This window comes from Patiriisocius sp. Uisw_017 (assembly GCF_047731265.1).
Classification (GTDB): Bacteria; Bacteroidota; Bacteroidia; order Flavobacteriales; family Flavobacteriaceae; genus Patiriisocius.
The window spans coordinates 3065815-3079312 of record NZ_CP159835.1 but is presented as its reverse complement, the minus strand read 5'-3'; the positions used below and the strand labels follow the sequence as shown (position 1 = coordinate 3079312).

Here is a 13498-nt window from a genome sequence, read left to right as displayed (position 1 = left end):
TATTAAAATAAAATTATGTGGAATACCTTCTTTAACATCTCTAAAGACAAATTAATAATCTATGGCGTCATAGATAGCTTCTTGGATATCACTTCTTAAGTTTGAACTAATTATTTTGCGGTTTTCTGCATCGGGATAGGTTCGGTTAGAGAGAAATACATAGACAATTTCTTTTTCGGGATCTGCCCAAGTAAAGGTTCCTGTAAATCCACTATGTCCAAAACTCGCCATAGATACACAACCACAGGTTGGGCCGCTATCTTCTAATTGTGGTTTGTCAAAACCAACACCTCTTCTCACCTTATCATCACAATAATAACAGGTATTAAAGTCGTTTAAAACATCTTCGCTTATAAATTGTTTGCCTCCATAATTGCCTTTCCAAAGATACATTTGCATGATTTTAGCAACATCATTAGCATTGCTAAATAAACCTGCGTGCCCGCTTACTCCGCCCATCATAGCAGCACCTTGATCGTGAACATAGCCTTGTACTTTTTGCATCCGGAAATAATTATCTTCTTCAGTAGGAGGAATTTTTACTTTACTGAACTTTTCTAAAGGTTTGTAGGTAGAATAATTAGCTCCTAATGGTCCATAAATATCACGCTGTACAATATCTTCTAGTTTGGCTCCAAAGAACTCTTCGATATATTTCATTAAAAGATAGTAAGGTAAATCACTGTATTTATATCCACTTTGAGAACGCAAGTCACTTTCCTTAATCTGAAGATATATGCTGTCCTTATAGTCTTCCTTCATATACAAATCATTCGCTACTTTATAAGGAAATCCTGAACTGTAGTCTTTTGCATACCATTTTGACATAGGTTGCTTAGTATCTTCATCCAAAGTCTTGCGATAATATGGAATCCAAGCCTCTAATCGCGCAGTATGTGTTAGCATTCTGCGCAAGGTGATATTTTCTTTATCAGTTCCTTTATACTCAGGTAACATCTCCTTTAACTTTGTGTCCAAAGAAAGTAATCCTCTATCTACCATTTCCATAATAATAGGTAAGGTTGAAAGAATTTTTGTAAGCGATGCTACGTCATAGATATCATCATCCTTTACTTTGTTTATCTTACTCTGTGTATGATACCCAAAGTTTTTACTATAAATAACTTTTCCTTTTCTCGCGACTAAAACTTGAGCCCCAGGCATCATTCCACCCAAAAGCCCCTTGCGCGCTAAGGTGCCAATCTTCTTAAGTTTGTCACTATTTACACCTACACTTTCTGGGGTGCCATATTGTAATCTTTTTAGCGAGGTTGTTTTTAAATGTGTGTTTAAAGGAAAATCTTCTCCCAAGGAAACAGGAAGTTTTCCGTGTCCTTCTCTTGCACCAAAAATGAGCTGTGCCGAAAGATCCTGAGCCACCTTACTGTTTTGATACGACATTATTACCCCTTCAAAATTAGCAGTAGTTTTCAAGTCCAACAACGCATAAGGTCTTGCAAAAATATCAAGAACGACTGTATTTGTTCGAGCGATTTCGTATAACCAGACTAATTCCTTTTGAGATATTTTATAATCTTTCCACGGGTTATCATTCGATTTATGAAAACCTATAATAACGCAGTTATACTTTGACAACTTTGTAATATAGTTCTCTAGATTATCTGCATTTACATAGTCTACTTTAGCGTATTTTCTAAGTGAACTTAAAAATGATTCTCCTGAATCATCTCCAAAATTTATGTACGCTATTTTCTTTTTTTCAATATTTTGAATGGGTAAGATTGCCTCTTTGTTTTTTAAAACCGTGAGTGCTGCTTGCATCGCTTCTTCATATACCACATCGTCGAGTACACTGTTTAAATCTTCAACTATATTGTTTTCGTTTACAGGTTGATACTTTTGTAAACCTACTTTATACTTGGCATATAAAATCTTTTTTACTGAATGTGATAATCTGTCTTCAGTTATTATCTGTTCTCTATAAGCATTCACTATCAATTGATGCGCCTTTGGAACATCTTCAGAAATTAACAACACATCATTACCCGCTAAAAATGCAGCTAGATCAATTTCTCCTGGTTTCTTAAAATCTGAAGCACCTTTCATATTTAGTGCATCTGTAAAAATCAAACCGTTGAAACCAAGTTTTCCTTTCAGTAATCCTTCTACAATTGCTTTAGAAAGTGATGAAGGCAGTCCATTTTTACTCTCTAATGACGGTACATTTAAATGTGCCACCATTATACTACTCAGTCCTTCTCTTATTAGGCGTTTGTATGGGTATAGTTCAATACTGTCAATACGCTCTTTAGTAAAATCGATTGTTGGCAATGTTTTATGAGAATCTGCAGAGGTGTCACCATGTCCCGGAAAGTGCTTCGCATTGGCAAGAACTCCCGCCTGTTGCATACCACGCATAAACGCTAATGATTTGCTTGTAACGTTGTCCCTATCCTCACCAAAGGAACGATTTCCAATTATTGGGTTTTTTGGATTGGTGTTAATATCAACCACAGGGGCAAAATTTATATGCACTCCCATTCTTTTAGAATGCGCTCCTATTCTTTTTCCTACTTTTTCAACAATAGCGTCATCTGTAATTGCACCTAAAGTCATGTTCCAAGGAAAGGCATAGGTGGAATCTAAACGCATTGCTAATCCCCATTCTGCATCCATGGCTACAAGTAATGGGACTTTGCTTACAGATTGAAATTGATTGTTAAGTTTTGCCTGACGTTTAGGCCCTCCTTTTGAAAATATAACACCGCCGATGTACTGTTCATTAATGAGTTTATTGATTTTATCTGTTTTCGTTTTTGGGTCTCTAGAAAAAACATCTACCATAAACAATTGCCCAACTTTTTCTTGTAAGGACATACCGTTATAAATACTGTCTACCCAAGATCGCTGGGCAGGATAGTCATCTTTTACTATAAGTGGATTGATTTGTTGAGAAATTCCAACGGAATATGCTAAGAAAGTTAAGGCGAGGGCAAGCGTTTTCTTCATACTTTAAAAGTAGCAAAAACTATGCTAATTAAATACTCACTATAGGGTATTTAAATTTATAATTAATTTAGATATATTTGTTAAATAAATCTTAATACAAACCCTTATCCTAATTATATGAAAAGCTCAAAATTTTTGTTGGTAACAATTTTTCTCATCAGTAGTTTTATTTTTCAAGCCCAAGAGATTGATCCTGATACAGGACAAGTAATTGATGTTGAAACAAAAGAACTTAATGAGGATGCACCGTTAAGTGACGAAGATTTAAACAGAAACAAGGTGCTTGATAGAGTGGTAAAAGTTAAATCAAGGCATAAACCTTGGAGAATACGAACCTCCTTCAATAATAAGGAATTTGGAGATTTAGATATTAGTAAGTTACCTATAAATTCTAGTTTCTTGGTTGCCATTGACATTCCAACATTTACTTTGTACAAAGATTTATATATTGGTATTGGCCTTTTTGGTAGTGTTAACCGGAAAGAAGACACTTCCGTTGATGTTTCTACCGCTGTTGTATATGGGGCGAATCTAAATCTAAACTATAGCTTTGAAATAATTGAAGGATTGTATGTGGTTCCTTTAATTGGATACGGTTATTTAGGAATAAGTGAAAGTGAGTTCATAAACCCAGAAATAGAACCAGAATTTGATGCTAATGGGAATATTATCGTTGATCAAGATGGTGTCCTAGTAATTGAAGACACTACAGGTACGGCTTTAAATTACGGAGTGTTTTTAGATTTTAGCTTTAACCTTCGTCCAAAAGGTATTGGAATAACTGCCGGATACACAAATTATAGTAAATTTACCTTCGGTATACAATATGGATTATAAATCCTACTAATTTTTAAATATGAATAACATGAATAAAAAAATATTCTTACTGCTTTTGACATTCTCTATGCAAGCAGTGATTAATCCAATATTCGCTATTACAGACATAGAAATTGTTGGAAAGAAAAAAATTAAATTTTCTGCATCTGAAACCGATGCGAACATATGGATAAACGGTGTAGAAGCGACGCCAGGAAATACCTTAATAGTAGTGGCTAAGGAAGAATGTGTTACGGTATTAGTGAAAAAATCGGGATTTATTTCTGAAAAAATAAAGTTCTGTAATAAAAAAAATGCGGCAGATTTACCAAAGTCTTATTTCTTAGAAATGAAAGAAGACGACTCATTTTTAGCCTCAGAGTTATCTCAAGAAATTAATAGGTATATAAAGGTTGAATCTTCTTCTCTGGAGCGAAACGATGCATGGAAAGCAATTCATAAAACAGTCCTCAATTATTTTGATGTAATTGAATTGATGGATGATGAAACCGGATATCTTTATACGGCGTGGAGTGTAAAATCCTTTACTCAAAATACCGTTCGCACGCGTATAATTGTTAAAGAAGATTCTCAAGAACCATTATCATATAAGATAAAATTAGTGAGTGAATATTCTGGACAAGCACAAACGCCGGTAAAATCTGATATTAAATTCAAGGAATGGGAACGTGTACTCAAAAATTACAAAACAGTTGTTGAGGATTTGCAGGGAATGATAAATTGATTTTAACCCTAATTTAAAGAAAACGATTGTGCCAGCTGTCTTTTGCTGGTACTTCCCAGCTTTCTTCGTATTCCTTTTTAGTATTTACTAAATTGTTAAATACCACTGTGTTTGGAGAAACTGATTTGGCTTTGGCCATTTTTCTAAAGTCGATGAGAGATTTGTGTGCTATATATTCTCCACTGTAGAAAGTGACGTTCATTTTATCTAACAAATCAACATCCATTTTTTCTTGCAGCGATTGTATAAAATGAACGGAAGCATCAATACTACAACCAGATGCGGAAGCATTTTGTTGATTTAAACCAATAACAATAAAACGACCGTACTTAATTTCAAATCCAGCTTCAAGGTTTGAACCATGTGCTGTCCATTGCGTTAGAAACGCTTTTGTTTTGTCTTCAATGAATTGTACTTCTTCGTCTGAAAATTTACGGTTTGATTGATACACCCAAGTTCTTGAATCGTCTGGGAGATTATGGAAGTTAGTTAACATTTTATAAAGTAGTTAAGTGGTAATTAATAGAGTCTGGTATTTCTTTACAAATCTTGTGCGCTTGCAATCATTTCAGCAACATCCATAACGATAACTTCTCCTTCTTTTTCTTCATTTTTGACACCATCTGTCATCATTGTATTGCAGAATGGACATCCTGCAGCTATAATTTTTGCACCTGTATCAATTGCTTCTTCGGTGCGTTCAATATTTATTTCTTTAGTTCCAGGTTCTGCTTCTTTAAACATTTGTGCCCCGCCAGCTCCGCAACAAAGCCCTTTTGTTTTGCAACGTTTCATTTCAACCAATTCCACTTCTAATTTTTTGAGTAAGTCCCTTGGCGCTTCATATTCTCCATTAGCACGTCCTAAATAGCAAGGGTCATGAAATGTAATTTTCTTTCCTTTGAATTTTCCACCTTCCACTTTAAGTCTTCCTTCATTTAAAAGAGACTTTAAGAATTGTGTATGGTGCATTACTTCATAATTACCGCCTAATTCAGGGTATTCATTTGCAATAGTATTAAAGCAATGAGGGCAGGCAGTAACAATTTTTTTTACTTCATAGGCATTCATTACTTCTATATTAGTAGTGGCTTGCATTTGAAATAAAAATTCGTTCCCTGCTCTTTTTGCTGGATCGCCTGTACAGCTTTCTTCGGTTCCTAATACAGCAAACTCTACTCCTGCTTTATTTAAAAGCTTTACAAATGCTTTTGTGATTTTTTTTGCCCTATCATCAAAACTACCAGCACAACCTACCCAAAATAAAACTTCAGGTTTTTTTCCTTGTGCCATAAATTCGGCCATTGTTGGGACTTTTAATGTGTTTTCCATAAATTTTTTAATCCTTAAAAACTTGAATAGTTACTTCTTTTTCGACCAACTCAGTAAATTTTCCTTTGTATCGAGTTGCTTTTACTAGATGATTATCCACCCAATGATAATTACCTCCGCGAGGTTTACCCATTAGTAATGAGTGGTAATTAAAATTGTGTTTTTTTAGCCAAGTTTCAGTTACTTCACGGTGATCTTCTGTTCTTGAAGTGAAGAAACAAATTAAGTGACCTTGATCATACCAGGTATTAAGTGTTTTTAACGCATCTGGAAAAGGCTCGCAGGTCGCCATTCGTTCTGGCTCTTCATTTGGCACGTCCTCAGTAATAGTACCGTCTATATCTATCAAATAGTTTTTTACTCCTTTCGCTAATGTAGGGCTTATCGTTTCCCCATTTTCGTCTTGTACTGTTTTTAATATTTCTTCCTTCAATGTTATAATTTTCTAAATTCGTTTTTAGCAACTTTAATAAAAAGCGCTTTCTTTGTTAGTCCATTTTCAACGACGTTTTCAGCATCATTTCTTACTTTATAAACTTTTGATCAAACCGTATTGGATAAATATGCTTTTTGACTGTCATTACAGTAATCACAAAATATTTTTTTTACTTTAATCTCTTTGGATTTTGCCTTTTCATATTTTATATGGACGTACACTTTAATTTGTAATGAGTTCTTCTTAAAACCGCTGTGATTTTGAGCTTTCAACTGCTCCGAAAACAAAATTATTGCTATCAACACGGTTATAAATTGAACAGTTTTAATTCTCATCCTTCCAATTCAATCGATCCATTTGATTAAATGGCCAAGGTGCGCCGTTGTTTTCTATATTATTCATTGTTACGTTTAACTCATTGGGCGCAGCAGACTGTTCCATTACTAAGTATTGACGCATATCCATAATGATTGAAAGTGGGTCTATACTCACTGGACAAGCTTCTACACAGGCATTACAGGTGGTGCAGGCCCATAATTCTTCTTGCGTAATATAATCGCCTAATAATTGCTTTCCGTCTGGTTGGAACTCCCCATTTTTATCTATGTTCTTACCTACTTCTTGCAAACGATCTCTCGTATCCATCATGATTTTACGAGGGGATAATTTCTTTCCTGTTTGGTTTGCTGGACATTCATCTGTACATCTACCACACTCGGTACAAGTGTATGCGTTTAATAGTTGGACTTGCGTTAGATCCATAACGTCACTAGCACCAAACTTTGCTGGTATCGCAGCTTCTGTACCTTCGGGTGGTGCAGCAAAAGGATCTATAGTTGGATCCATCATCATTTTAACTTCAGCAGTAACTGCTTCGTTATTTTTAAATTGCCCTTTTGGAGTTATTCTTCCAAAATATACATTTGGGAATGCTAATAAAATGTGTAGGTGTTTTGAAAAGTATAGATAATTAAGAAATACTAAAATTCCTGTAATATGAATCCACCAAGCACCACGTTCAACTAAAATAATTGTGCTTTCTGAAAGCCCTTCAAAAAGTGGCGCTATCAAACTGCTAATAGGATATGAACCAGCCTGTGTATAATGCTCTGCGCCTAATTGCTGTAATTGATAATCTGCAGCATTCATCACTAAAAATAAGGTCATTAAAACCATCTCAAAGTAAAGAATGAGGTTTGCATCCTGCTTAGGCCAGCCTTTCATTTCTGGTTTTAAGAAGCGTTTGATTTTTGAAACATTACGTCGCGTCCAAAATATAATAACTCCAATAAATACTAATGCCGCTAAAATTTCAAAAGTGAAAATTAAAACATCATAAACTGGACCTAAAAACGCGAAGATTCGGTGTGTGCCAAAGAGTCCATCAATAATTATTTCCAGTACCTCTATATTAATAACAACAAAACCTACATACACTATAACGTGTAAAGAACCAGACAAAGGTCTTGTTACCATTTTTGATTGACCTAGTGCTATACGAGCAACATTGCCATAACGTTCTGCTTTATTATCTGAAGCATCTACAGCGAGGCCCAGCTTAATGTTTCGGATAACTTTACGAATGTTTAAAGTAAAATAACCGACTCCCGCAACAAGAAGGAGTAAAAATAAAATATTAGGAATGTACTGCATACGTTTTTATTGGTCGGGGTTTTCAGGTATTGTATACTCAGCATTCTTTTTACCGAAGACTGAAATATGTATATATCGTTTTGGGTTCAATTTTACATCTTGTAATAGTTCTTCTAGTTGGCGTGACGCCCCTTCTAAATTTTCATACAATTGGTCATCTTTAAGTAATTTACCAACGGTACCCTCACCGTTTTCCATGCCAGTTGCTATGGTGTCAAATCTTGAAATAACACTTTGAAATTCAGACACTAAACGTCCTGTTTCAAGCTGCGCCAATGAATCTGAAAACTGATTAAAATTAACAGCCATTTCATCTAAATTAGTGAATGTGCGATCTAATTTATCAATATTATTATTTAAAATCACATCCAGACTTCCAGAAGCACCGTTTAAAGATTTCATGGTTGTATTTAGATTAGCGATTGCTCCTTGTAGATTTTCTCGTGTTTCAACATCTAATAACAATGTAAAACTTATAAGCAAAGAATCTAATGTAGCGAGTGTAAAAGTAACTTTATCCTCTAAAGGTCCTAAAGCTTTTTTAACAGCATCGAGCATACCGTCTTCAACACTACCCTGTAATGTGTCTCCAGATATGGCAATGTTATTATTATCGTATTCTGGAAATATCCCTAAAGATTTCCCGCCAATCAAACCACTGCTATAAATACGAGTCATACTTTTTCTAGAAAATTCGAAGTCTGATTCTTCTACTGAAAATTCTACAATTAATTTACCCGTTTTACTAACAAAGTGTATGTCTGTTAATTTACCAACAACCAATCCATTTATAGTGACAGGGGCTGATTTTGCTAACCCTTCAACGTTTTCATATTCTACAAAAAACGTCCTTTTCTTTTCTAGCAAATTTGTTCCCTTTAGAAAACTATATCCAAAAATGAATAGTAAAATTGCTCCTATCGCAAGTATGCCGGTTTTAACTTCTCTTGAGAGTTTCAAATAGATTGTATTTATTATTCAAATTTAATGATAATTCTCGTTATTTAGCTTGTTGTATTAGCACTTCTGAAAGTTTAACTTTTTCAGAACCCTTAAAAGCCACTACAAACGCCGATTTGTAGCCTTTATCTTGGACATACGCTTTCATTAATTGAATTTCGTTGTAGTTGCTAGTTTTTCCATAAAAATACTTGTACAAGTTTCCTTCTTTTTCACGGTCTACATTTTTTAACCCTTTAAAATTATAAGGTTTAGTTGCTAGCTTTTTACTGCTGGCTGCGAGTTGTACTTTAAAATCGATGCCTTCATAGATTTTTTTCTCGGTAGATTTTATAGCTTCGTCAATTTCTTTTTCTGTAATTACAGGGCTTTGTGCATTGCTAGTTGCTAGTGCTAGATTTTTTTTATAGGAAATTATTCCTTTTGATATTTCAGCGGCCATTTCATTTTGACCTTTTTTAGAATTTAAATATTCACCTTCTGGTTTGTATGTTAAAAAGCCTGTTTCGATTAATACACTGGGCATATAGGTTTCTCTCAAAACTAAGAAACCAGCCTGTCGCACACTTCTGTCGTTTCTTTTTAAACTATTAACAAAGTTGGTTTGTATCAATCCTGCAAGTAATATACTTTGATCTAAATATTCCTCTTGCAGTATTGTAAGCCCTATAAATGATTCCGGTGAGTTGGGATCAAAACCAGCATAAGTTTCTTCATAGTTTTCTTCTAAAAAAATAACTTCGTTCTCTTTTTTTGCAATTTCAAAATTATCTTTAGAACGATGAAGCCCCAAAACAAAAGTTCCCGCACCATTTGCATTGTTATGAAACGCATCGCAATGAATAGATACAAAAAGATCTGCATCGGCTTTATTCGCAATATCTGCTCTCCCCTTTAGAGTAACGAAAGTATCATCTGTTCGTGTGTATAAAATTTTTATATTCTTATTTTTTTCAAGTTCCTTGCCTACTTTTAATACAATGTTTAATGCTATGTTTTTTTCAAAATAACCACTCCCCCTATTTCCAGAATCGTGGCCGCCGTGCCCCGCGTCTAAAACCACTATAAATTGGTTGGATTTATTTTTTTGAGCTAAAATTTCCATAGAAGAAAAGTAACTCATAAAAAGTAGCACTAAAAGATATATTGTATTCGTTTTCATACAACTAGTAACATTGAGTTTTAAAATTCGTTTTTTATAAAAGACAGCCAAAAAAATATGCTTAATTTTAGCGTTCCAAAAACAAGGCCAAAATACGAAATAATAGCAGCATAGCGTGGCGAACAAACCGTATTATTTAACACTTTTATTCACAGTCTGGCTCTGTGGGTGTACCCTCCTATCTGCTCAAGAGATTCCTGTTCAAGAAACCCCTACTATTTCTGCCGAGGAAGAAGAAGTGCCAGTAGTACAAGACTCTATTATTATTCCGGTAAAGCCTGCACTTGATGAAATTAATGAACGGGCACAGGACACGACAGATACAGATACTATTAAGATAAACAACGAATTGCTTACAGATATTGTGGAGTACTATGGAGAAGACTATGTTTTTATAGACCGAAAGACAAATCGTGTCTATATGTATAATAAAGCATATGTTGTATATGGGGATGTAAGAATAGACGCGGGTGAAATAATATTAGATTATAATAAAAACGAAGTGTATGCTAAAGGTATTGATAGCGCTGGTACTTATGCGCAAAGACCCATTTTTAAGCAAGGCACTAATACAGTTGAACCAGATAGCATACGCTATAACACGGATAGCAAAAAAGCGCTGGTGTACAATTCACGTGGAGAAGAAACTGGATTTAGATATATTGCTGAAACCACTAAGAAGGAAAATGACTCTGTAGTTTTCTTAAGCCGTGTAAAATTTACTACCTCACAAAATATCGATAATCCAGAATATTATTTTTATACAAGGCGGGCAAAATTTGTCCCGAAAAAAAAGATCGTCACCGGGCTTACCAATATGTATATTGCAGATGTACCAACTCCAATAGGCTTGCCATTTGCTTATTTTCCAATGACAAATGACAGAACTTCGGGATTTATATTGCCTACTATTGGAGACGATAATGACCGCGGATTCTTTTTTCAAAATACTGGCTATTATTTAGCCCTTTCAGATTATTTTGATCTTACTTTATTGGGTGATTATTATACGAATGGGAGCTATGGTTTAAGGGCTGAATCTGCATATACAGTGCGCTATAAATTTAGAGGGAATTTAAATATAAGATATGAAAACCTTCTTAATGAAGAGCGTGGTTTTCCAAACTTTAGCCAGTCAACACAATACAATATACAGTGGAATCATAGCCAAGATCAGAAATCTAGTCCAACCTCTCGTTTTAATGCTTCGGTCAATTTTGGAAGTAGTCAATTCTTTCAACAGTCTATCAACCAGGTTAACAATGCGAGTCAATTAGTAAATAATCTGAGTTCTTCTATTAGTTATAATAAAACATTTGAGGGCGAACCACAAACCAATGTATCTGTTGCTTTAAACTTAAATCAAAACACACAGACACAATCTATAAATTTAAATTTACCCAATATCAATGCAAATGTTGGACGGGTATTCCCCTTTGCGCCAAAAACTGGAACTAAAAAAGGCATTATAGATAATATTAACTTCCAGTATGATGTAACAGCACAAAATAGAATTAACACAACAGATTCGCTGTTCTTTAAATCTGAAATGTTTGATGATGCCCTTATAGGAATGCAACATAGAATCCCTATTTCAACAAACTTTAAAGTATTTGAATATTTGAGTGCTAGTGCTAATACTACTTTTACTGAAACCTGGACCTTAACCACTTTTGACCAAAGATTTGATACGGAATTGAATGAGGGTGCTGGCGGTGCAGTTATAGATACTATAAGTGGCTTTGACAGTTTCCGAACTTATAATTTTAGCACAAGTTTAGGAACCACTATTTATGGTACCTTTAATTTAGGAGATGATAAGAAAATTCAAAAAATCAGACATGTTATACGACCCTCGTTATCCTATAATATTAATCCTGGATTTGATCAATACTGGGACGAATATACTATCCCTCCTGCAGAAACAGCTGATCCAGAAATAAATGCTGAAATTGTTGAATATTCTAGATTTACAAATACTCTTAATGGAGCACCAAATAGAACATATAGTAGCAGCATAGGTATTGGTTTGAGTAATAACTTTGAAGCAAAAGTGAGAGATCGTGATACCACTGCAACGGAGCCTAAAAAAGTTATTTTATTAAACAACTTAAATTTTGGAACTAGTTATAACCTAGCGGGTGATTCCTTAAATTGGAGCCCTGTTAGTGTTCGTGGAGCTATTCCAATAGTCGAAAGACTTGAATTTAACTTTAATGGGACTTTAGACCCTTATGCGCTTGATAATAATAACCAAAGAATAGATGTTTTTAATATTGATAATGGAGGAAGCTTATTTAGATTAACACAAGGAAATATAAGTCTAAATTACTCCTTTAGCAGTATAGATTTTGCAGCAAATAATAACAGCGGAGATGAAAACTCAGACAGTCAGACTTTTAGAAATGGTGGTAGACAGGATGACCTTTTTGGAGATTCGGGTAATTTTCAAGGGGATATTTATAGTGACGATGATGAGGTAGACACTGTTACGAATGCAGATTGGTATAATTATTCTCTGCCATGGGATTTTCGATTGGCTTATACCATGACCTATTCGAACCAGCGAAGGGAGAATGAGGTTTCATCGCAGTCATTAATGTTTAGTAGTAATGTAGAACTAAGTCCACGATGGCAGGTAGGGTTATCTAGTGGTTATGATTTTAAAAATAGAGGTGTAACTTTAACACAACTTAGATTTCAAAGAGATTTAGAAAGTTGGAAAATGAGTTTTAACTGGACTCCAATAGGTGCCGTAAATACAGCTTGGTATTTTTATATTGGCATCAAATCTAGCGTACTTAGCGATATTAAATATGACAAGCGAAGACTTCCTGATCAAGGACTTTAGAAAAATCAATCAGGAGCTGTGTGGTAGTTAAAAAAGCAATAATATTAAGTCGCAGTCAGCTGTTTTTTGTTAGCATATATCCTTTTGTTATTGGTGTTTTTAGTATTTCCTCTTAAGAAGCGGTCTCTGTCTTTTTTATTAAACTGAATACGTTAACTTTAATTTTTAATATAAATTTCACTATGAAAAAAATAATACACACTCCTAATGCCCCTGCTCCTATTGGTCCTTATAATCAGGCGGTTCTTTACGGAAATATGTTATACACCTCTGGACAAATTGCCATAGACCCTAAGACTGGAAATCTTGAAATTGATGATATCAAATCTGAAACAAGACTTGTAATGGAAAATATGAAAGCGGTATTATCTGCGGCCGATATGTCTTTTGAACACGTTATTAAATCGTCAATTTTTGTGAGTGATATGCACAATTTTGCCGCTATTAATGAAGTGTACGGATCCTATTTTAATGAAGAAAATGCACCTGCAAGAGAAACTGTTGAAGTCGCTAATTTACCAAAATTTGTGAATGTAGAAATAAGTATGATTGCCGCAAAATGAAACATAAGCT

At 34.5% G+C, this 13498-nt stretch carries 11 protein-coding genes; 4 read left to right on the top strand and 7 right to left on the bottom strand.

The window, feature by feature from the left end; genetic code table 11:
* Positions 1–51 precede the first annotated feature (51 nt).
* On the bottom strand, positions 52–2970 hold the full coding sequence (locus ABXT67_RS13890) for a glycoside hydrolase family 3 N-terminal domain-containing protein (RefSeq protein WP_415374639.1): 2919 nt from the start codon (positions 2968–2970) through the stop codon (positions 52–54).
* Between the two features lie 117 nt (positions 2971–3087).
* Between ABXT67_RS13890 and ABXT67_RS13885 the strand changes: the two genes are divergently transcribed.
* Positions 3088–3807, top strand: a complete 720-nt coding sequence (locus ABXT67_RS13885; protein ID WP_415374638.1) for a hypothetical protein — start codon at positions 3088–3090, stop codon at positions 3805–3807.
* A gap of 28 nt (positions 3808–3835) precedes the next feature.
* Positions 3836–4531 carry a hypothetical protein gene (locus ABXT67_RS13880; protein WP_415374637.1) on the top strand — a complete coding sequence of 232 codons (696 nt, stop codon included), beginning with the start codon at positions 3836–3838 and terminating at the stop codon, positions 4529–4531.
* A gap of 13 nt (positions 4532–4544) precedes the next feature.
* Here the strand turns inward: ABXT67_RS13880 and ABXT67_RS13875 are convergent, their stop codons facing one another.
* The 6 genes from ABXT67_RS13875 to ABXT67_RS13850 form a co-directional block, all read right to left on the bottom strand.
* On the bottom strand, positions 4545–5027 hold the full coding sequence (locus ABXT67_RS13875; RefSeq protein WP_415374636.1) for an ABC transporter ATPase: 483 nt from the start codon (positions 5025–5027) through the stop codon (positions 4545–4547).
* A 44-nt stretch (positions 5028–5071) separates the two neighbouring features.
* A complete protein-coding gene (locus ABXT67_RS13870) occupies positions 5072–5863 on the bottom strand; it encodes a (Fe-S)-binding protein (protein ID WP_415374635.1) in 792 nt (263 codons plus the stop codon).
* A 7-nt stretch (positions 5864–5870) separates the two neighbouring features.
* Positions 5871–6296 (bottom strand): phosphoheptose isomerase, encoded by a 426-nt coding sequence (locus ABXT67_RS13865; protein ID WP_415374634.1) that lies wholly within the window; start codon positions 6294–6296, stop codon positions 5871–5873.
* Between the two features lie 327 nt (positions 6297–6623).
* Positions 6624–7952 (bottom strand): 4Fe-4S dicluster domain-containing protein, encoded by a 1329-nt coding sequence (locus ABXT67_RS13860; RefSeq protein ID WP_415374633.1) that lies wholly within the window; start codon positions 7950–7952, stop codon positions 6624–6626.
* 6 nt (positions 7953–7958) lie between these two features.
* Positions 7959–8912 carry an MlaD family protein gene (locus ABXT67_RS13855; RefSeq protein ID WP_415374632.1) on the bottom strand — a complete coding sequence of 318 codons (954 nt, stop codon included), beginning with the start codon at positions 8910–8912 and terminating at the stop codon, positions 7959–7961.
* 40 nt (positions 8913–8952) lie between these two features.
* The gene (locus ABXT67_RS13850) at positions 8953–10074 is read right to left on the bottom strand and encodes an N-acetylmuramoyl-L-alanine amidase family protein (RefSeq protein ID WP_415374631.1); all 1122 of its coding nucleotides are present in this window, start codon (positions 10072–10074) and stop codon (positions 8953–8955) included.
* Positions 10075–10189: 115 nt separating this feature from the next.
* On the opposite strand from ABXT67_RS13850, the gene ABXT67_RS13845 reads away from it, so the two are divergent.
* Positions 10190–12925, top strand: a complete 2736-nt coding sequence (locus ABXT67_RS13845; RefSeq protein ID WP_415374630.1) for a putative LPS assembly protein LptD — start codon at positions 10190–10192, stop codon at positions 12923–12925.
* A gap of 182 nt (positions 12926–13107) precedes the next feature.
* Positions 13108–13488: a Rid family detoxifying hydrolase gene (locus tag ABXT67_RS13840; protein WP_415374629.1), complete on the top strand. Its 381-nt coding sequence runs from the start codon at positions 13108–13110 to the stop codon at positions 13486–13488.
* The last annotated feature ends 10 nt before the right edge of the window (positions 13489–13498 follow it).

Excerpts from the sequence above, each read along its gene's own strand:
- ABXT67_RS13880 (WP_415374637.1), top strand. The coding sequence starts at position 3,836 with ATGAATAAAAAAATATTCTTACTGCTTTTGACATTCTCTATGCAAGCA.
- ABXT67_RS13890 (WP_415374639.1), bottom strand. The coding sequence starts at position 2,970 with ATGAAGAAAACGCTTGCCCTCGCCTTAACTTTCTTAGCATATTCCGTT.
- ABXT67_RS13860 (WP_415374633.1), bottom strand. The coding sequence starts at position 7,952 with ATGCAGTACATTCCTAATATTTTATTTTTACTCCTTCTTGTTGCGGGA.
- ABXT67_RS13850 (WP_415374631.1), bottom strand. The coding sequence starts at position 10,074 with ATGAAAACGAATACAATATATCTTTTAGTGCTACTTTTTATGAGTTAC.
- ABXT67_RS13870 (WP_415374635.1), bottom strand. The coding sequence starts at position 5,863 with ATGGAAAACACATTAAAAGTCCCAACAATGGCCGAATTTATGGCACAA.
- ABXT67_RS13885 (WP_415374638.1), top strand. The coding sequence starts at position 3,088 with ATGAAAAGCTCAAAATTTTTGTTGGTAACAATTTTTCTCATCAGTAGT.
- ABXT67_RS13875 (WP_415374636.1), bottom strand. The coding sequence starts at position 5,027 with ATGTTAACTAACTTCCATAATCTCCCAGACGATTCAAGAACTTGGGTG.
- ABXT67_RS13840 (WP_415374629.1), top strand. The coding sequence starts at position 13,108 with ATGAAAAAAATAATACACACTCCTAATGCCCCTGCTCCTATTGGTCCT.